The following is a 20,080-nucleotide window of genomic DNA, read 5'->3' as shown; positions in this document are numbered from 1 at the left end:
TCACGCCAACGTTGCGACGGGCAAGCCGTTTTCGCAACACGAACGCCAGCGAATTTACCTGTTTTAAGTAAAATAAGAATCTAAGTGCATCTATGAAAATTGTTAATTTCACCATCAATAAAGACCACACCAAAAGCTTCGGCATCTTTCAGGCACAGGGGATTGTCGACGTCGGCAGCCACTCAGGATGCCGGGATATTAACGAATTCATGGCACGCCATTCTCCTGAGGAGCTGCAACGCTACGTTGAGCTGCCAGCGGATCTTCAGCTGAACGACATCAGCTTCCTGCCGGTTATCGACCGTCCGGGCAAAATTTTCGGCGTGGGCATGAACTACGCGGAAAAGCGCAAAGAGTTTAACGAAACGAATCCGGCCCCCACGCTGTTTATCCGCTTTGCCGATTCTCAGGTCGGCCACAACGGCACCATCATCAAACCGGCTTCTTCAGAGCAGTTTGATTATGAAGGCGAACTGGCGATCATTATCGGCCGTACCGGCCGCAACATTTCCGCCGAAGACGCGCTGGATTATATCGCCGGTTATAGCTGCTATATGGATGGCTCGGTGCGTGACTGGCAGCATAAATGGTACACCGCCGGTAAAAACTGGCCGTCAACGGGCGCGTTTGGCCCGTGGATGGTGACGCCGGACGAAGTGGGTGATCCGCAAAATCTGAGCATCAAAACCTGGCTGAACGACCGGCTGGTGCAGGACGATACCACCGCCAATATGATCCATACCATTCCGCAAATCATCGCCTACATCAGCACCTTTACCCAGCTTTCGCCGGGCGATGTGATCATGACCGGTTCACCGGGCGGCGTTGGCAAAACCCGCGTTCCGCCGTTGTTCCTGCATGAGAATGACAAAATTGAAGTGGAAATTGAAAATATTGGCCGGCTGACCAATCTGATTGAGAACGAACCGCTGTCTGAGATTACGCATTCAAAGACAGCGGCCTGACACGTCTCAGCGCGTTTGATTTACCAGAGGCACCCTTTGTTCGGTGCCTTTATTTTTGACCACCATCAGATAGGTCAGCGTAAACGACAGCCCCAGCGACAGCACCACACCCATCAGAATGTAGATAAAGTACGGGCCGATATAAGCGGGCAGACTGAAAATGCTCGACAGAATATAGCCGTACAACCGCACGCCGAAGAACGCGATAAACGCCGACGCCACGGAACTGCTGATGGTGGTGGCGATAAAGGCTTTTTTGTAGCGCGTCAGCACGCCGAACAGCGCCGGTTCGGTGATCCCCAGCAGGCCGGAAATCGCCGCAGAGAGCACCACGGATTTCTGTTCGCGGGTTTTAACGTGGAAGTAAATCGCAAAGGTCGATCCCGCAATCGCCATGTTGGCCATAAACATCATCGGCATCAGCATGTCCCAGCCCTGGTCGGTGAAGTTCTGCAAGGCAATCGGCGTCATCGCGTGATGCATCCCGGTGAGGATCGCCACCGGGCGGATCGCGCCGACGATAAATCCGGCAAACACTGCCGACACGTCGAACAATCCCTGAATGCCAAACGCCAGCAACTTGCCGAGGTAAATCCCCGCCGGACCAATCAGCGTCAGCGACACCAGCGCGGCGATAAACAGGGTCAGCGTCGGGGTAAATACGGTTTTCAGCACGTCCGGCATGATTTTATCCACCCAGCGGTGGATGTAACTCAGCGCCAGCACCGAGAAAATCACCGGGATCACGCTCGCCGAATAGTTGAAGACAGACACCGGCAGCACATCCATGAAGTACAGCGCGGTGGGTGCCCCGGAGGTATGGCTGGCGAGCGCTTTCGCCGCGTCCATCAACGTCGGATACATCAGACAGGCGGCCACGGCGGCAGCCAGATACTCATTGGTTTTAAAGATCTTCGCCGCAGAAACGGCGAGGAAAAATGGCAGGAAGTAAAACACGCCGCTGGCGATCAAATCGATGATCATCACCGTTTCGCTTTTGGCCGATATCACTTTCAGGGCGATGAGTCCGGCCAGCAAACCTTTGATCATCCCCGCGCCCGCAATGGCCGGTACGATCGGGCCGAACACGCCGGAGACGGTATCCATGAACATCGACACCAGGCTTTTTCGTCCTTTTGTGGAAACATTTCCTGTTGCCGGATCGCCGTTAACGCTCACCGGATCCAGCTGCGAGACAATGGCCTCGTACCAGATATTCACCCTGGGTCCGATGATGATCTGTACCTGATCGCTCTGACTTTGCGCACCGAGCACGCCGGGCAGGTTTTTAATTTCCTCCCAGGCCACTTTATTTTCGTCGTGTAAATCAAAACGCAGACGGGTCATGCAATGCCAGACTTTATTGATATTTTCTGCACCGCCCACCAGTTTAATCACTGAATGCATTATTTCTGTATTCACCCTGAACCCCGCGACGACAAATTAATTATTCATTGTTAGATGGAAGGGGAGTGTAATGACGCGCCTTTTTAAAAACAAACCAATAAAACAGGATCTTCATCACAAAACTTCACTGCAAGGCACCATTTTCGTGCGTGTCAGTCAAATTGGTCTGTTTTTTAGTGATATTCAGCTGTGCTTTTAAACCAAAATAAAAGCCTCAATTTAAGGTTTACAAGCAGGCTAAAAATACGCTGAAATAACCCAAGTACGAATATTCCCGCCGCCTTTTTTTTAAAACGGATCACGGTCTTTATTAAGGATTTATCATGCAGCCTGTGCTGATTACCAATATCGAATGTCAGATAACACGCCCGGATCGCCATAATTTAGTGGTGGTCAGAATTGAAACGGATCGTGGCGTTTTCGGCCTGGGCTGCGCGACGTTCCAGCAGCGCCCGCTGGCGGTCAAACTGATGGTGGATGAATACCTCAAACCGCTGCTAATGGGGCGCGATGCCAATCACATCGAAGATTTATGGCAGATGATGATGGTGAACGCTTACTGGCGAAACGGGCCGGTGATCAACAACGCCATTGCGGGCATCGATATGGCGCTGTGGGATATCAAAGGCAAGCTGGCAAACATGCCGCTGTATCATCTGTTTGGCGGTAAATCGAAAGATGCGGTGACGGCCTACAGCCATGCAGCAGGTGAAACGCTGGAAGAACTGTTCGCTCAGGTGGACCGTTTACTGGCCGAAGGTTACCGGCATATCCGCTGTCAGTTGGGCTTCTACGGCGGCAATGCGCGTGATTTTCACAGTACCCGTGAACCGACCGCGGGGGCGTATTACGATCAGGATCAGTACATCGACAACACGCTGGCGATGTTCAAAGCGCTGCGTGAAAAATACGGTCATCAGTTCCACATTCTGCATGACGTTCACGAACGGCTGTTCCCGCAACAGGCGGTGCAGTTCGCCAAAGCGGTGGAACAGTACCGGCCTTACTTTATCGAAGATATTCTGCCGCCGGATCAGAACGAATGGCTGGCGCAGATCCGCAGCCAGACCGCCGTACCGCTGGCGACCGGCGAGTTATTCAATAATCCGGCTGAATGGAAAGATCTGATTATCAACCGCCGGATCGATTTTATCCGCTGCCACGTTTCGCAAATCGGCGGCATCACACCGGCATTAAAACTGGCGCATTTCTGCCAGAGTTTTGGCGTGCGCCTGGCGTGGCATTGCCCGCCGGACATGACCCCGATTGGCGCCGCCGTGAATACGCACCTGAATATTCATCTGCACAACGCGGCTATCCAGGAGTTTGTGGCGTATCCGGCCAACACGCAGCAGGTTTTCCCCGGCGCGCAGATGCCTGAAAACGGCTATTTTTATCCGGGAGAAGACGCGGGGATTGGCGTGGGCTTTAACCGTGAGGCCGCCGCAGAGTTTCCGGTGGTGTACCGGCCGCACGAATGGACGCAAAGCCGCCTGCCGGACGGCGTGATCCATACACCTTAAGTCTGGCGGAAGGCCAGATTGTCCTGATTAAACGGGATAACGTAGGTGCAGGAATAATCGATATCGATAATGTCGCTGAACGCGTAAACCTTGCCGCCCTGCAAAATGCCTCTGTTGGTAATGTGCATGGCGGCAATGCCTTTTTTGCATCCCAGGATGTGTGCCTGTTCTTTGCTGACTGTCACCGCCTGATAGCGGGTGAGAGAATGTGAAATCGCATAGCCCTTGCTCAGCACATATTGCTGGATAGAGTGTTCAATGGTCTTCTGATTCAGATCGCCAAATTCACTGGCCGGCATACGCGAATATTCAATCTGTACGTTACGCTGGCTGATGCGCCGCAAACGGGTGAACGCCCAGATAAAATCATCCGCAGTCAGATCGAAAACCTGCTGCTCTTCTTTGTCCGGCCGCCGCTTGTGCAGCTCGAGCATTTTGAAACTGATCTCAGCGAATTTCTTTTCGGTGATCGAGTTATATACCAGCGGATTGCTGCTGACGCCGGGGTTAATGTAAATCCCCGAGCCCTGCACAATATGCACCGCGCCAATACTCACCAGTTTTTCCAGCGCCTTGCGCACCGTAAAGCGCGACACCCCATATTCTTCCGCCAGCTGACGCTCCGGCGGCAACTTTTCCGGCAGGGATCCGCTGTGCTGATAAATTTTGCTCAGTAAATCCTGAGCGATAAATTCACTTTTCTTCATCGGCGCTTCTGTGAGATCGCAAAAACGATATTTGAACATGCGGCGGCGGGGAGGGCAATTGATGACTTCTATCCCTTGCAGGGGATATTAATTTTTTATCCGCCCTGGAGGATAGAAATTGATTTATCCCTTTTAGGGGATATACTAAAAAAATCCGCCATGGAGGATAAAATGAACATAACTTCGACAAAAATGTTGGCCAATGCCCTCCGGAATGAGCGCAAAAAGCGTAAACTGAGCCAGAGTAAAACAGCAGAAACGATAGGACTTAAGCAATCTACCGTTTCAGAATTTGAAAACTACCCGGACGGTACCCGGCTGGAAACTCTGTTTAAATTATTAGCAGCGCTGGATTTGGAACTGCAAATAACACCAAGGAACAGTAATCCACAGGATAAAACGACCTGGGATCAGGAGTGGTGATACATGGATAAGTTAACGCTCGCGTTGAACGGCATCATTGTGGGTACGTTAGAAAAAGCAGGCGGCGGGGAAATGTCATTTGTCTATCATGAAAGCTGGCTGGAACGTGCCGGCTCTCGTGCTATTTCACTTTCATTGCCGCTGCAGGTAGCCAAATTCCGTGGTTCTGTGGTGTACAACTTTTTTGATAATCTTCTCCCCGACAACGAACACATCCGAAATCGAATTCAGGCACGTTTTCATATCCCCACCAGGCAACCCTTTGATCTCCTCTCCCGAATCGGCAGTGATTGTGTGGGTGCAATCCAGTTGTATCCGGAAGGTGAACCGGTTTCGCCGGTGACTGAAATCCATGCCCAGCCTTTGAGTGATACAGAGATCGAGCAACTGCTAAAGGGCTATAAAGAAGCTCCGTTAGGCATGGGGGCCGAAATCGACGATTTCCGTATTTCCATTGCCGGAGCTCAGGAGAAAACTGCGTTGTTGTGGTATCGCAACCAGTGGCATCGCCCTCAGGGGAGTACACCGACCAGCCATATTCTTAAACTGCCCATCGGATATATCGCTAACAATGGTATCGATTTGAGTGAGAGCGTTGAAAATGAATGGTTGTGCCTGAAGATTGCCGAAAAATTTGGATTTCCGGTGGCGCGTGCAGAGATTGCGCGTTTCGGCGCCCAAAAGGTACTTATCGTTGAAAGGTTCGACCGCCGCTGGTCGCAGGATGCGTCATGGTTGATGCGTTTGCCGCAGGAGGATTTTTGTCAGGCACTGGGTGTCGCGCCTGCGCTCAAATATGAGTCGGACGGTGGACCCGGTATTGCATCGGCAATGAAGCTGTTGCTCGGTTCTCAGCAGGTGGCAAAAGATCGCGACACCTTCTTTAAAAGCCAGATCCTGTTCTGGATGCTGGCGGCCATTGACGGCCATGCCAAGAATTTCAGCCTCTACATTGAGCCGGGCAGTGCTTACCGGATGACGCCACTTTATGATGTTATGTCGGCATATCCTCTGATGCATCCGCTGGGTATCCCGGCGAAAAAAGCGAAGATGGCAATGGCCTTGCAAGGCAGTAACCGGCATTTTCACTGGAGTAGAATTCTCCCGCGGCATTTTGTCTCAATGGCTCAACGCGTGGATTATCCGGGTGAAAACATCGTTCGCATGATGGCGGAGCTGAAAGAACAGACGGGACCTGTGATCGAAGAGGTGAAATCTCTGTTGCCTGATGATTTTCCCGAAAAAATCAGTAGCGCTATCTTCGATGGATTGCAGCGACAAGCGGACCGATTGCCGTAACTTCGCCAGAATCCTGGCGATGATCCCACCAAAAAAACGGCAGTGAAGCCTCTCATTTACCCTCTGCATGAAAGACAATTCACTGCCGCGTCATTGACCTTACTCAGCCCGACACCAACTGAACCACCACCAGTCTTCCGCCCTCTTCGGCAGAGAGAACAAACTGAGTACCGTCATTCAGGGCGATTTTATCACCGATGGGGATATTCTTTTTGTCGGGCAACGACATCAGACCGGTTATCCCTTCGTTCACAAGCCACCACTGATCATGGTGAAAAACAAAGTAACCGACACGTTTTTTTTGCGCGTCGGATGTTCTTTCGTTTGGGGCAATCAGCCGGTTAACGTGCCAGGCAAAAAGAGACTGGCCGCTCCACACCATCAGGCGGTGATCGTCCGGTCGGTAACTGCCTGCCTTGCGGGAAGAGTATAAATTCAGGATCGGCAACTTTCCTTTGAAGGGTGTCGCGCAGTAAGGGCAAACGGGCTGGGTTTTCCCTGAGAAAACATACCATTTCTGCTCGCAGGCGGGGTTCAGGCAGGGCTGGATAAGATCCACTGTTTTCACCAGCGCAGTTTCCCATTCATCGGCGGTCGGGCGTTTAGCCGGTACGTGCAGGCCGTCGATAAAGGCCTTTTCAAACAAAGGCGTAAGGTAAGGGCCCATAATGGTGTACGGGATTTGCTGAGGATCCGCCCAGGGTAAAGAAGAAGGGCTCACCTGACTGAGTTTAACCGCATTACTGTGATCTGTCGGGTGTTCAATGAACAGCGCTTTTTCACCCATGGACAGCGACTCGTCGCGCATTTCGTCATCCATATCGTGGATCTTTCCACCACGTAAAGGATGGCGGTAAAAAAGATACATGTAGATCAGTACCGAAAGGGCATGACGATCGGTCGAGATGCTGGGTAAGAATCTCTGATTATCGTCTTTCTCCAGATGGCTGGTTTTCACCACTTCTGGCGCAATGAAATCTGGCGTTCCCACTACGTCGGGAGGATATTTCCCTGGCACAACCAGCCCGTCGATATCAATGACGCAGGCGTGCCCTTGCTCGGGATCAATCAGAACGTTTTTATAACTCAGATCGCTGTGACATAAACCCGCCGCATGCATTCTTCTGACCGCCCTGGTCAGCAGCAGACAGACCTTGAGATAATTGAGGATGTTCCCTCGCTCGCGGGGATCCAAAAACTTGCTCTGATTGTTGGCACTGGCAAACCATTTACCCTCTTTTTCACGGCCTTTAATACCCAGGAAATCATTATTTTTAGAGCCGTATTTGAAGAAAAAATGATTCTGATAAGTGGGCACCACTACCCCGATTTTGCCCTGAGATTCGACCACGCTGGTTGGCCAGCAGAATAAGCCTTTCCAGTAGTCACCGCCTGATTGTTCAAAAATGCTCTCCCGGTAACGCCCGGTGATCATATCAATGCGTTCTTTAGCCTGAGCCGATGGGGTCTTCTTATAAAATGCCACCACGTAAGATTTATCCGGTGAGAAATACACGTCTTTCATCGACCCGGAACCAATAATTTCGTCAACGTACTGGATGGTTTTTCCATCCCGGGTTGTACACGTAATAATATTTGCCATCGTTAATCACCAGTAAACAATGATCGTGCGGTCATCGTGGTTGCCGGGAGAAAAGAAGTTCAGCCATTCAGCCAGCTGCTCCGCCGTATTGCCTGTCCCGTCCAATGACGGTGCGATTTCAGCGATCAGCGCATCCCATTTTTCGGCTTTCAGCAACCCATTATCGGTTTCAAAATAGGGGTCGGAAATACCGTCGGTCATCAGGATCAAATGTGAGATGTCCGGCCACTTACCGATGCGGATACGTTTACTGAATTCAGCATCCTGTAACGCTTCCAGGTCGAGGAACCGCGTTTGCCCGGCATATTCACCGCTGTCGGGTGTACCCAGAACACGGACTTTTCCCGCCGGGCCATAAGCTGCGATCGCGCCATCACCCATCCAGAAAGAGGCGGCAAAAAGTTCGGCACCTGTTCTGAGTGTCACCGTCGCCAGCAGAGTGGTGGAGTAGGATTTCACGGGTTCCTCTGTCGAAATAGAGGCATTGTTGATGTTATTGACGGCCATTTTCGAGGCCTGATGAAACTGTTTAATGAAGTCAGCGCCAATGACCTGCTGATCCTCAGCGCTCCAGTTCAGCACCCGTTCTTTTAACTCGCGGCCACGCTCCCCCCCGAGATACTGTGTCAACTGTTTGCCCACGGTTTCGGTGACAATGCGTGAGCCCTCGCGGGAATTCTTCGCGCTGCCCGCCCCGTCGGCGACCAGCATGATGCTCCAGCCAGGGTCTGCACAGTGGGAGATGAAAAAATCATCATCACGAAAAGATCCGACATGCTCATGCGAACGTCCGCGTCGGCTGGCGGCGGCGATGCGGATACCGTTGTCGTCCAGCTGATGATGATCCACATTGGCTTTGAAATATTTATCGTCAGCCGGCGGATCGATGATTTTCCAGAGACTGCGCGGATCCGGGTTCACAATAAATAACACCTTTTGAGCATGAGATTGGGCATCGCCGGCGGACCAGGTGACGATAATCTCGTGGTCACCACTGGCGGCTGGTGTGCCCTGAAGCGAAGACGTCAGGGGATCGAAGGTAAGCCCGATATCTTGTGAAAAAGAGACATCCTGAATCGTGGCTTTTTCGCCGTTATCCAAGGTGATGTCAATTTCAGAATGGAAAAGTGACCCGGCGCGGGCATTCGCAATGTTAATTCTCGCCACCGATACCGCAGATAACACCGGCGTCACTGTTAGCCTGTCGGCATCCGAAGGCACCTGACCGGGTTTTAATACCGGTTTAGCCGTCACGGGCGGCGGGTTTTCTTCCTGATCGAACGACGGAAAAGGCGCCTGTTTCCACGTTTCTTCAGGGACGGACACCGGCGAAGCGGTTTTTGTCTCTTCTGTCGGAGGAAGTTCCGGTTCAGGCGATGAAAGGATATCGCTGGCGGGCTCCTGTTCCAGTGGTTGTGTCACCTCTGGCATCTCTCTCATTTCGTCTTCCATGACTGAGGGTTCATGCGCTGAGTGATCCCTTTGCGCTTTCTCACTCACCAGACTCACGAAATGCTCAAATGCCGCCTGCAGTTCTGCATCCTCGCACAGCGCCACGCGCCGCGCGTCTGACAATGTCAGTGCGTGAGTCTCAATGATTTGTGACAGCACTTTCTGATGTAAATTGGCATTGATCTCCATCAGCCTCTTCCCCGGTTAACATCAAAATCACAGTGTCCGTTATCGTCACTGAATGAAAGCGCTTTGGCACACCACGGACAGATCACATCATCGGGACCGTTGATACACAGCAATTTCCCGCAGCTACAGGCGGCAAACGCGCTGGAGTTCCCGCAGTGCGGGCAGCCCGGAACGCCATTCAGTTCGCTGGTATTGACCTGTAGCGAAGACGCGGTTTCATCGCTCCATTCAAAATAATCCTCATCAATCGGGAAGCATCCGGCGAGATTAAAGCTGTTGATGTTCAGTTTGAAATTGAGGGTGGAGAGATTGATGTCCGGGCGTTCATATTTCATGAGATAAGGGCGGCGGGAGCGGCTGCAACGGCCGGTCAACGTGACGCAGTTTTCATCATAGGCTCTCGCCACATCATCTTTCGCCAGCCGGACAATATAATCCGTGTTGTTCAGCAGAGGCGGCGCCTCTTCACCCACGCTGCGGCTGTGCGCGGAAACAGATGCCGTGATCCACTTGATAAACTGGGTGAAATCGCCTTCACGGGCATCTGTAAATAACAGGACATTTTCAGTGAGCTGTTGAAGCACGTTCAGATCGGCCGAAGGCCCGAGGCCAATGGCGATGAGGTTGACCTTGCGGGCGTAGTGCTCATTCCAGCGTTTGATTTCAGGGGTCACATCATCAGTTGGTCTGCCATCAGTGAGCAGATACACCACCGGTTTCCAGTCGCCTTTACGTTCCTGGGTGGTTTTTCGAACCTGGCTGTCAATCTGGCGCGTCAGTTCACGCAGTGCGCTGCCGAGGCTGGTACCCCCGCCTACGGGCAAACGAGGGGGATAAAATGATGCGGCCTCCACCAGCGGAACAATGGTTTTTGCCACACCTGCGAAGGCAATGACGGATACCCAGGCAGTTTCGAGGGCGTGGGGATCTTTTTTCAGGTCGTTGACGATCATCTGCAGACCATCATTCATTTTTTTCAGATTTTCTCCGACCATGGACTCAGAGCAGTCGAGGATGAAGAAAATGGGCAGTCTTCTCATAGCAACATCCTTTTCCGGCACAGACACACAAGTTGCCGCGCCTGAGGAAGCGATAAAAAAGGCAAAGTACAGAATGTCTGCACTTTGCCATCGGACTACAGAACCAGCTGAATCTCAGGTGGGGGAGGCGGGAGATTATCCGTACCTGTGTTGACGCCAGCGCTGCTGCTACCGGAAGCCACACTGGCTGATACCCATTTGAAGAAACCGGAGAAGGCGGTGGAATCCAGCGTCTCCAGCGCCACAATCTGAGAGGTCAATTGTTTCAAAGGCTCATGTCTGGCTTTTGGCCCCACCGCGCACGCGATAATGGAACCAAACGTGCGTTTTTTTATCTCTTTAATCGCTTCACCATAGGCCCACGCATCAGAAGGTGTGCCGTCGGTCATCAGAAAGACCAGAGGACGCCAGTCGCCTTTTTGATCACCCTCTGAACGTTTGATATCGCGGTCTACGCACTGAATCAGGCATTCCAGCGCGGCTCCCGTGAAGGTACCGCCCGCGGCAGGAACCACAATATCAGTGAACTGAAAGTCCTCCAGTGCAGTGAGCGGTATGAACTCACGCGCCTCGTTGTCATAAGTAATGATGGAGATATGTGCACTTTCCAGCGCATAAGGATCCTGACGCAGCGCGCTCAACATCGCCTGAATTCCGACGTTAACCGCGTGAATAGATTCACCACGCATTGAGCCGGAGGTATCGATCAGCAGATAAACGGGGAGCCTTCTCATATTACATATAGCCCTTCAGATGTGAGACAAAAGTATCCGAATCAGAAGGTTCTCCGACCGCAGTCAGTTTCCAGCCGTTGCTCTCGCGCACCAGTTCAGCGAAAAGCATTGACCGACGTCCTGTAAAGGCGGCTCCCCCTGAAAGGTCAAAGCGGGCCATTTCGATGTTTTTGGCGTCGACGGCGCGGATGAACGCATTCTTCACTTTGCCGAAATGCTGGTTCAGCTGGACGCCGTTGTAAATCTGCACGATAAACACAATTTTGTCGTACTTAGGATCCAGGGTGTTCAGTTTAACGATGATCTGCTCGTCATCACCGTCGCCTGCACCGGTTCGGTTGTCTCCGGTCAGCCAGATTTGGCCGGACTTGTGGCGCATGCTGTTGAAGAAAATGATATCGCCATCGACCAGCGTCGGTTTGCCGTTTTCAGTTTTCCCCAGATCGGTGACTTTGCCCTGTGCATTACACAGAAACGCCACCACATCGAGATCATACTCAGGGTCTTTTTTACCCAGCAATCCGCCCAAAAATCCCTTTTTCTCTTCGTTGATATCCCAGCCTAAACCAATGGTGACTGAGGATAAGTCGTGCTCATTTTTTTTCAGGCTTACGCCTTGTCCTTTGCTCAAACTGACTGTCATAGAAACCTCCTGATTATTTCTACAAAACGACGTTAACTTCCGGTGGTGGTGGGGGTAAGTCGTCCAGCCCGATAACCTCTTTCTTGCCGGATTCCACTTTCTGGCTGCCCACTGAAATACTGGCAGATACCCACTTAAAGAAGGCTTTGATCGAGGTGGAATCGGCGGTATCGAGCTGGAGTACGATTTCGGTGATCTCCTGCAAAACCTTGGTTTCAGCCGAATGCCCGGCTGCGCAGGCTACCACTACGCCGGTTCTGGCCGCTTTGAAATCACTGACACCTTTGCGCCAGTCATCGGTCGGTGAGCCATCGGTCATGATGAAGACCAGCGGTCGCCAGTCCCCTTTGGTTTCAGCGGTGGTTTTCTGAACTTCATCATTGATACGGCGAGCGGTGAGGGAAAGTGCTTCTCCCAGCGCCGTGGTGCCGCTGGCGACCAGGTCCGGAAGTTTAAAGTTAAGAAGATCGGTCAGCGGAACGGCTTGTCTGGCAGAAGAGTCGAAGGTAATCACGGAAACATAGGCTGTTTCAAGAGCATAAGGATCCTGGCGCAGGGTGGAAAGCAGCGTCTGAACGCCATTTTTCACCGCTTCAATCGGTTCTCCTGTCATGGAGCCTGACGTATCGAGCAGAAGGTAAACGGGTAATCTTCTCATGTTGTTTGTCCTGAAATAAGTCATGTCAAAATATGTACAATTTTTATTTTCAGGGTGTTATCTCAACAGAGAAGGTTGAGTGTCAAGCGTCATCAGCCGATGACTGATTAGAGAGGTGAATGTTTAAAAGAATGTTGATCTCACGCATGCTGTGAGATCAACGGGCCCTAAGTTTCACCGCCGCCAAAACCTATCTGCGCCGCCGCGCTACCCATTGCCTGAGAATGCTGTCGGCGCTGACGGTCAGGATGCCGAGCATGATAAGCATTGCACCAAGAATGAAGTTCACTTTCAGCGGCTCATGCAGGAAAACTACCCCCGCGAGAATACCGAAAACCGGCGTCATAAAGGACAAGATCCCCAGCCGTGAAGCGTGATAGCGGCGCATCAGGCTGAACCACGCGAGATAGCTGGCGAAGGTGACGACCAGCGTCTGGAAAAGCATACTGCTGACCGACACCGGGGTGAGGCGAAATTGCGTCTGGCCGGTCAGTAATGCCAGCCCGCCGAGCAGCACGAAGGCTCCGGCCAGCTGGTAGAACAACGTCATGGTCGCACTGCCGGAAGAGAGTTTGCTGCGGCGTACCACCAGAGTAGTCATCCCCCAGAACGCACCGGCCAGCAGGCCGAAGAAATCGCCGAGCAGCATGTTGCTGGCCTGCGGCGAGTTCGAAGCATGACCCCCAAACAGAAACGCCACCATCACACCAAGGAATGTCACGCCGACGCCCGACCATTGCAGCCCGCTCAGCCGCTCTTCAGGCACCAGAAAATGCAGCCCGAGCGCGGCAAATATCGGCGCGGTGTAGAGAAATACCGCCATGTGCGCGGCGGTGGTGAACCGCAACCCCTCGGCGACGAACATGAATTCGATGGAAAAAAGCAGGCCGACCAGCAAACCGGGGCCAAGATTGTCCGCGCTGAACGGCACTTTACGCTGGCGCACCAGCAGCAACATCAGCACCGCCAGCCCGGCGATCCCGGAACGCAGCGCAACCTGTAATAACGGCGTGATATCTGCCGCAGCGCTTTTGATCGCCACCTGCTGCACGCCCCAAATAACACACAACACCACCATCACGCTGCTGGCAAATCCGTCCAGCGGTTTACGCGGATCCATTTCCTGTCACCCCTTAAAATTCGAGGCGACAGCTTAGCGCGATTTAGCCTTTCAGATAACGATTCAGTGTGCCATTGATGATTTTTTCCACCTCAGGCTGCTCAGCGTCACCGCCATCACCGACAGCACCGCCAGCGCGGCAGCAGGGGCGAAAACGCTCCAGCCTGCACGTTCGATGTAAGGCATTCCTTCGGCCAGCACGCGCCCCCATTCGGGAACCGGCGGCGGTGCGCCGAGGCCGAGAAAGCCGAGAGAGGCCAGCGCCAGCGCAATGCCCGGCAGCCGCAACATGGCATGGCGCACCAGAGGGCCTGAAAGGGCAGGCAGCACGTAAAACAGGGTGCGACGCACTGCACCGACGCCCACCACCGGCAGCATTTTCATATAAGGACGTGCCTGAATTTCTGCCACCAGTGCCGCTGTGTGCGCGGCAAGCGGTGCCCAGCTGACGGCGGTCACGGCGACGATCGCGCCGGTTGCGGTCGGCCCGTTCAACGCGGCGACCACCAGCCCGGCGATCACCGGCGGCAGTGCGTTGGTGACTTCAGTGGGGCCGGTCATCGCGCGGGGAAATGCCCCCACGATGACGCCAATCGCCAGACAAATCAGCGAAACCACCAGCGCCTGTAAACAGGTATTCAGCGTTCCGTGGGCGACGCGGGCGAGAAGATCGCGCCCCATGGCATCCGCCCCAAAAGGCAGCCCAAATGACGGCGGCTGTAACCGCACATAGTCAGACGACAGCGGATCGCGTCCGTAACCGGCCAGGACCATCAGCAGCAGAAGGCCCAGACAGACCAGCGGGATCCACACCCTTTGCCGGTGTGCGGGGGCGGCCTGCGCGGGCACCGGGACGGCACCGAGCGTCAGGGCCCGGCCAAGCAACAGTCGCCGAGCCCCGCCCGCCAGCATGCCGATCACCGAGGCCAGCAGCAGCAGGATCAGCACGCCGGTTTGCAACGCCGGTAAATCTCCGGCGGCAGCGGCGCCCAGCGTGGCGCGCCCGATGCCGGGGATCGCGAACACTTTCTCAACGGCGACCGCGCCGCCGGTGAGTGCCACCAGCACCAGACCGGTTAACGGCATCACACCCGGCAGCGAACGCAGGATCACTGCGCGCGCCGTATGACGACGTTTGATCCCCAGCACGCTCCAGGTCGTAATCCAGCTTTCGCCGAACGTACCGGTCAGCGCATCGGAATAAATACGGCCAAGATAGCCTCCCGCAGGCAGCCCCAGCGCCAGCGACGGCAGTACGGCGTAATGCCAGCCCTGCCAGCCGTAAGGCGAAAAAAGTGGCAGCCAGACCGCGCCGGTAATCAGCAACAGCGAAGCCAGTAAAAACTCGGGCATCGCGGTCAGCATCGCGGCCAGAAAACCGGCCGGGCGCGGCGTGCCGCCCTGCAATCCGCGCCTCAGGGTGCCGGCACACAGCAGCAGCGCGATGACCAGCGCCACCAGCGCCGAACAGGCCATCAGCGTCAGCGACACGCCGGTCGCCCGCAACATGCCGGGTAAAACCGGCAGGCCTGAAATCCACGAAAGCCCTGCATCACCGCGCAGCAGGCCGCCCAGCCAGTGGGCCAGCGCGTGCCACGGCCCCTGATCCAGCCCGAGCGACAAACGGATGGCATTAAGGGTTTCCGCGGTGGCTTCCTGATCGCCGGAGCGTGCGCGCAGCAGCGAGAACGCGGGATCCGTACCGGAAAGCCACGGCAGCAGGCCGATCAGTACCACGATGGCCGCCAGCGTCAGCAGGCGTGAGATCAGCGGTAACAGCGCTCCGCCGGGCTGGCGCTGACGAAAACGGCTCACGCCCGCGCAGGTGCGGCAATACAAGGACTCGCTCATCAGTCGGCCTGAACCCCGCGCTGCGTGGCGGCGTTAATCAGCGTGCGTTCACGCGGATCGCGCACGGCACTGCGCACATCCGCCGCTTCGCCCTGAATCACGCGCTCGTGCAACATCGGAATGGCGGCATCGGTCGCGAGGATCAGGTTTTCAGCCTGCATGATCGCCTGGCGGCGTTCCCCGCCCGCCGGAATAACGGCGGCCTGTTGCAGCGCCTTGTCGATTTCCGGGCGGCAAAGTTGCGCGATGTTGAACGACCCTTTACAGGCAAAATCGCTGTACATATAGGCCACCGGGTCACCGGAATCGAGCACCGTTGCCCGCGATAAAATAAAGGCGTCGAATTTACCGGCCAGCGCGTCGGTTTCAATTTGCGAATACTCACGCACAACCTGTCTGACGGTGAAACCTGCCGCCGTCAGCTGTTGCGCCAGGTACACCGCCACTTCCGGCAGTTCAGCGCGATCGCTGAAAGTGGCCAGCGTGATCGTTTCACCGGCCGGTTTGCGGGCGGCGACCGGATAATTCACCGGCTGACGCAGCTGTGCGGCCCAGGGCAACGCCGGGCCGAGTAACCCCTGTGCAACGTCGGCGCGTTTTTCGTAGACGTTATCCACCAGTTGCTGGCGGTTAAGCGCTTCACGCACGGCGGCACGCAGCGCCGGATCCTGCATCACACCCAGCCGCGTATTGAGATACAACGTATTGGTGCGCGGCATCGGCACTTCGTGAATGAGGTGCTGGTCAAGCAGCGGTGCCTGCGACACCGGAATGGCTTCGGCGATGTCTGCCGTGCCGGTGCGCAGGGCCGCGCCGCGAGCGGTGCCGTCCGGGACGAAACTGACGTCGATGCCGCTGGCTTTGGCTTTTTCACCCCAGTATCCGTCGAAACGCTCCAGCCGTGCGCTGCTGGTGCCGTTCACCTGCACCAGTTCGAACGGGCCGGAACCGGTGTGGCGCGGGTCCACCACGCCGCTGGCGCTGTAGGCTTTCTGCGATAGCACCGCCAGCTGCGGGCTGGATAAACGCTGTGGCAGAAGCGGATCCGGCTGCGCGGTAGTGACGATCACGGCATGTTCGCCGTCGGCCATGGCGGTCAGCTGCACGCCATCGAGAATGCGCGGTTTAGGCGCGGCGTGTGCGGCGACGGTCAGGGCGTTGACCACGGTAGCAGCGTCCAGCGCGGTGCCATCGTGGAATTTTACGTCAGGGCGCAACTCAAACCGCCAGCTGTTTTCGCCGGTCTGCTGCCAGCGGGTGGCCAGCGCAGGCCGGGCTTCGCCGAGTTTATCGAGTATCACCAGCGTTTCTGCAGTGCTCCAGCGGGAGAGCTTGAACGCGTCGTCGCTCAGCGGCGTCAGGCCGGAGCGCGGCGGCTGTAACATCGCCAGACGCAGGCGCGCATCGCCGCTTTTTTCGGTGGTTTTATCGGCTTCATTGAAGCAGCCGGTCAGTAAAAGTGCAGCAAAAAGCAGCCCGGCCAGCGGGCTTATGCGTAACAGAGACATCAGAAGTTCCTTGTCAGATTACAGGAGGAGGCAGCTGGCGGCAGATTCGCCACATCGCCAGCGCGCTTAAAAACGGAACGGCAGCCAGCGCCAGCCACGGGATCACCGCGCCGGGGGAAGGCACCAGCGCGTCATCGAGCAGGCCGCCGAGCAGGAAATTTCCCGCCAGCACGGCAATGCCGCCCATGGAGGAGAGTGCGCCATAATGGGCGCCGAGATTATGTTGCCCGGCAAAGCGCGGAATGAGATCCATCCCCACCGGCACTATCAGCATCTGCCCGACGGTCAGCAGCGTGATCAGTAACACCGAGGGCAGCAGCCGCAGCCAGCCTTCCGGCGGCACCGTCCAGGCAAACATCGCGACGGCGGCGAAGGCCGAAGACAGCAGCAGAAAACCGGCGGGCAGGATAATCCGTGCGCCCATGCGGCGGGAAAATCGTGCCAGCGGCATTTGCAGAACGATCACCAGAACCGAGGCCAGCACAAACAACGGCCCGAGATCTTGCTCGCTGCCGCCTGAGCGGCGCAATTCCACCGGCAGCGCCAGATACAGCTGGTTATAGCTGAACAGGTAAGCGCTGTAAGCCACAATGAAAGCCACAAACCGCGGCTGACGGAACGTCTGCCACCAGGGCACAATGTTCAGTCCGGCAGCGCGTTGCGGCGCGGCGGGCAGGGTGAAAAACAGCACCACCAGCGCCAGTAAAAACAGCCCCGAACCGGCCAGCGCCACCGGCTGAAAACCATAGCCGGAAAGCAGTGATCCGAGTAACGGGCCGAGCACCGCGCCCAGTTCTGCGCACACCGCCGAAAGCGCGAACCATTCTGCCCGGCTGCGTTTTCCCGCTTTCTCACTGTGCGTTCCGGCCTGCGCCAGCAAGGCCTCGATGGACGGCGAAAACAGCGCGCCGCCGATGCCGGTCAGACAGGCACCGATGATCACCGGCGTCAGCGTGTCGGAAAGCCCGAGCAGCAGATAACCGGCGATACGCACCACGCAGCCGCACAGAATCACCACCCGTGCGCCGAAACGATCGGACAGCGCGCCGCCGAGCAGAAACATTCCCTGCTGTGAAAACGTTCGCAGGCCGAGCACCAGGCCGATCGCCCAGCCGGAAAGCAACATGTCATCGCGCAGGAAAATGGCTAGAAACGGCACCACCGCGTAAAAGCCGATGTTAAACACCAGATTACTGCCGAGCAGCAACGGAGGCCAGGGTGCGCCAGTGCGCGAAAGTGATCGGGTGAACATCCGGTTATCCATTAACGGTCAAAGGTAAATGTGGGATCGCCTGCAACAGCTGGCGGGTATGCGGGTGGTGCGGCGAATGCAGAATATCCTGTGTGGCGCGGTCTTCAATGATCTGGCCATCATGCATCACCAGCAGGCGTTCACACAGCCCGGCGACCATCGATATATCGTGCGTCACCATCATCAGACCCATGCCATTTTGCTGTGTCACCTGTTGCAGAAGGTGTTTGATTTGCGCGCGCAGCGGCAAATCAAGCCCGCTGACCGGCTCGTCGGCAAGCAAAAATTCAGGGCGGATGGCGAGTGCCCGGGCAATCGCCACACGCTGCGCCTGCCCGCCGGAGAGCGCCCCCGCTTTGCGTTCAAGCAGGGTATCACTCAGCCCGACCTGCGCCATCACTTCCCGCACCCGCGGCATGACCGGCTCGCCCGCGCCGAGGCGCCTGAGCGGTTGTGCCACGATCTGACCGACGGTGTGGTCCGGCGGTAACGACCCCGCCGGATCCTGCGGAATGTATTGAACGCAACGCCGGAAATCGCGCAGCGAGCGGGCAGAACCGGGACGAACCGGCACGCCGTGACAGAAAACCTCGCCGCTGTCCGGCGCTTCCATCGCCAGCATAATTTTCAGTAATGAAGATTTCCCGCAACCGGAGGCACCCACCAGCCCGACGCGCTCATGGCGGCCAATGCGCAGCGATAAATGCGAAAACAGCGTGTTGCGTTCAACCGGTGCCTGCCTTATGGCACGCCAGAAGGAGCGCGGCAGCGCGATATGACGGCTGACGTTGTGCAGATGCAGAAAAGGCTCAGTCACCAGATGCAGGGGAGAATTCATCAGACCGCCACTCCGCAGGCGGAGACGGCGGGAGAATGCAGTAGCGCAGCCTGTTTCGCGGCGTGAACCAGACGTTGAGTGTAAGGGTGTTGCGGGTGGCGCAGTAACTGCGCCATGGGCGCGGATTCCACCAGCCTGCCGTTTTCCATCACCAGTGCATGCTGACAAAGTTGTGCAGCAACCGCCACGTCGTGAGTGATAAACAGCAGCGCGCGAACCTCGCAGGCGTTGCGCATCACGTCTAAAACCCGTTGCTGGGTCAGCACATCGAGGGCAGTGGTGGGTTCGTCGGCAACCAGCAATGAGGAGGAAGATTGCATCGCCAGCGCGATACATAAGCGCTGGCGCTGGCCGCCGGAAAGCTCCGCCGGATAACGGGCCGAAAAATGCGGGATATCACCCAGCCCGACGGCACCGAGCATGGCGCTGATATCACTTTCTCTGGCTGCGGGCAGGGCGAGGCGCAACTGTTTGCCCAGCGTCATCAGCGGGTTAAGGGCGGTGGAAGAGTCCTGAAACACCGTTGCTACGCGGCCTGCCAGAGGGCGTGCCACCGGGTGTTTTCCGCAGACTTCCACGTCGTTGACGCGGATGCTGCCGCTGATTTTTGCCCCCGCAGGGGGAACGCCGGTGATACTTTTGGCGGTCAGCGATTTTCCGCAACCGGAGGCACCCAGCAGACAAACGCGTTCACCCGCGTTCACGTGAAAGCTGAGATCGTCGATGCGTTTTTCCCCGGCGATCCACAGCGTCAGCCCTTCAACCGCAAGCACCGGTCGGCCATTTTTCATCCTGTCTGCTGTCATTCCCGTCAATCCGTCTTTCGCTGCTGATCATCTGATATGTGATAACATAACAAAATGTATCA

18 protein-coding genes are annotated in these 20,080 nt (G+C 55.8%); 4 read left to right on the top strand and 14 right to left on the bottom strand.

Annotated elements, in window-relative coordinates; translation table 11 throughout:
• Positions 1-92: 92 nt before the first annotated feature.
• A complete protein-coding gene (locus tag ACO0U8_RS15735) occupies positions 93-965 on the top strand; it encodes a fumarylacetoacetate hydrolase family protein (protein ID WP_421671185.1) in 873 nt (290 codons plus the stop codon).
• Positions 966-971: 6 nt separating this feature from the next.
• Here ACO0U8_RS15735 and ACO0U8_RS15730 read toward each other — a convergent pair whose 3' ends face one another.
• A complete protein-coding gene (locus ACO0U8_RS15730) occupies positions 972-2,372 on the bottom strand; it encodes a PTS transporter subunit EIIC (protein ID WP_421671184.1) in 1,401 nt (466 codons plus the stop codon).
• A 323-nt stretch (positions 2,373-2,695) separates the two neighbouring features.
• On the opposite strand from ACO0U8_RS15730, the gene ACO0U8_RS15725 reads away from it, so the two are divergent.
• On the top strand, positions 2,696-3,895 hold the full coding sequence (locus ACO0U8_RS15725; protein WP_421671183.1) for an enolase C-terminal domain-like protein: 1,200 nt from the start codon (positions 2,696-2,698) through the stop codon (positions 3,893-3,895).
• Here the strand turns inward: ACO0U8_RS15725 and ACO0U8_RS15720 are convergent.
• Positions 3,892-4,602, bottom strand: coding sequence for a GntR family transcriptional regulator (locus ACO0U8_RS15720; protein ID WP_056780134.1), 711 nt, complete (start codon positions 4,600-4,602; stop codon positions 3,892-3,894). The genes ACO0U8_RS15725 and ACO0U8_RS15720 overlap by 4 nt on opposite strands.
• A gap of 171 nt (positions 4,603-4,773) precedes the next feature.
• Between ACO0U8_RS15720 and ACO0U8_RS15715 the strand changes: the two genes are divergently transcribed.
• Both ACO0U8_RS15715 and ACO0U8_RS15710 read left to right on the top strand, forming a co-directional pair.
• On the top strand, positions 4,774-5,025 hold the full coding sequence (locus ACO0U8_RS15715; protein ID WP_056779646.1) for a helix-turn-helix domain-containing protein: 252 nt from the start codon (positions 4,774-4,776) through the stop codon (positions 5,023-5,025).
• A 3-nt stretch (positions 5,026-5,028) separates the two neighbouring features.
• Positions 5,029-6,324, top strand: coding sequence for a type II toxin-antitoxin system HipA family toxin (locus ACO0U8_RS15710; protein ID WP_217204373.1), 1,296 nt, complete (start codon positions 5,029-5,031; stop codon positions 6,322-6,324).
• A gap of 103 nt (positions 6,325-6,427) precedes the next feature.
• On the opposite strand, the gene ACO0U8_RS15705 is transcribed toward ACO0U8_RS15710, so the two are convergent.
• The 12 genes from ACO0U8_RS15705 to ACO0U8_RS15650 form a co-directional block, all read right to left on the bottom strand.
• Positions 6,428-7,927, bottom strand: coding sequence for a helix-hairpin-helix domain-containing protein (locus ACO0U8_RS15705; protein ID WP_056779640.1), 1,500 nt, complete (start codon positions 7,925-7,927; stop codon positions 6,428-6,430).
• Positions 7,928-7,933: 6 nt separating this feature from the next.
• Positions 7,934-9,568, bottom strand: coding sequence for a PP2C family serine/threonine-protein phosphatase (locus ACO0U8_RS15700; protein WP_217204372.1), 1,635 nt, complete (start codon positions 9,566-9,568; stop codon positions 7,934-7,936).
• The gene (locus tag ACO0U8_RS15695; protein WP_217204371.1) at positions 9,568-10,608 is read right to left on the bottom strand and encodes a TerY-C metal binding domain-containing protein; all 1,041 of its coding nucleotides are present in this window, start codon (positions 10,606-10,608) and stop codon (positions 9,568-9,570) included. Before ACO0U8_RS15695 ends, ACO0U8_RS15700 begins: the two co-directional genes overlap by 1 nt.
• A 95-nt stretch (positions 10,609-10,703) precedes the next feature.
• Positions 10,704-11,342: a vWA domain-containing protein gene (locus tag ACO0U8_RS15690; protein ID WP_136376911.1), complete on the bottom strand. Its 639-nt coding sequence runs from the start codon at positions 11,340-11,342 to the stop codon at positions 10,704-10,706.
• Between the two features lies 1 nt (position 11,343).
• The gene (locus tag ACO0U8_RS15685; protein WP_056779631.1) at positions 11,344-11,985 is read right to left on the bottom strand and encodes a TerD family protein; all 642 of its coding nucleotides are present in this window, start codon (positions 11,983-11,985) and stop codon (positions 11,344-11,346) included.
• Between the two features lie 19 nt (positions 11,986-12,004).
• Positions 12,005-12,643, bottom strand: coding sequence for a vWA domain-containing protein (locus ACO0U8_RS15680; protein ID WP_217204370.1), 639 nt, complete (start codon positions 12,641-12,643; stop codon positions 12,005-12,007).
• 190 nt (positions 12,644-12,833) lie between these two features.
• Positions 12,834-13,763 carry a DMT family transporter gene (locus tag ACO0U8_RS15675; RefSeq protein ID WP_122096862.1) on the bottom strand — a complete coding sequence of 310 codons (930 nt, stop codon included), beginning with the start codon at positions 13,761-13,763 and terminating at the stop codon, positions 12,834-12,836.
• 63 nt (positions 13,764-13,826) lie between these two features.
• Entirely contained in the window at positions 13,827-15,614 is a 1,788-nt protein-coding gene (locus tag ACO0U8_RS15670; protein WP_421671182.1) for an ABC transporter permease subunit, read from the bottom strand.
• Complete coding sequence (locus ACO0U8_RS15665; protein ID WP_421671181.1) at positions 15,614-17,122, bottom strand: ABC transporter substrate-binding protein; 1,509 nt, start codon at positions 17,120-17,122, stop codon at positions 15,614-15,616. The genes ACO0U8_RS15670 and ACO0U8_RS15665 overlap by 1 nt, the downstream gene beginning before the upstream one ends.
• Before the next feature lie 13 nt (positions 17,123-17,135).
• Positions 17,136-18,374, bottom strand: a complete 1,239-nt coding sequence (locus tag ACO0U8_RS15660; RefSeq protein ID WP_421671180.1) for an MFS transporter — start codon at positions 18,372-18,374, stop codon at positions 17,136-17,138.
• Between the two features lie 4 nt (positions 18,375-18,378).
• Positions 18,379-19,212 (bottom strand): ABC transporter ATP-binding protein, encoded by an 834-nt coding sequence (locus tag ACO0U8_RS15655; protein ID WP_421671179.1) that lies wholly within the window; start codon positions 19,210-19,212, stop codon positions 18,379-18,381.
• A complete protein-coding gene (locus ACO0U8_RS15650; protein WP_421671178.1) occupies positions 19,212-20,003 on the bottom strand; it encodes an ATP-binding cassette domain-containing protein in 792 nt (263 codons plus the stop codon). Before ACO0U8_RS15650 ends, ACO0U8_RS15655 begins: the two co-directional genes overlap by 1 nt.
• Positions 20,004-20,080 lie beyond the last annotated feature (77 nt).

It is taken from the genome of Rahnella sp. EDr1-12 (genome assembly GCF_049206505.1).
GTDB classification, from domain to species: Bacteria; Pseudomonadota; Gammaproteobacteria; order Enterobacterales; family Enterobacteriaceae; genus Rahnella; species Rahnella rivi.
The sequence above is the reverse complement of the archived record's forward strand: the minus strand, read 5'-3'. Positions and strand labels throughout refer to the sequence as shown.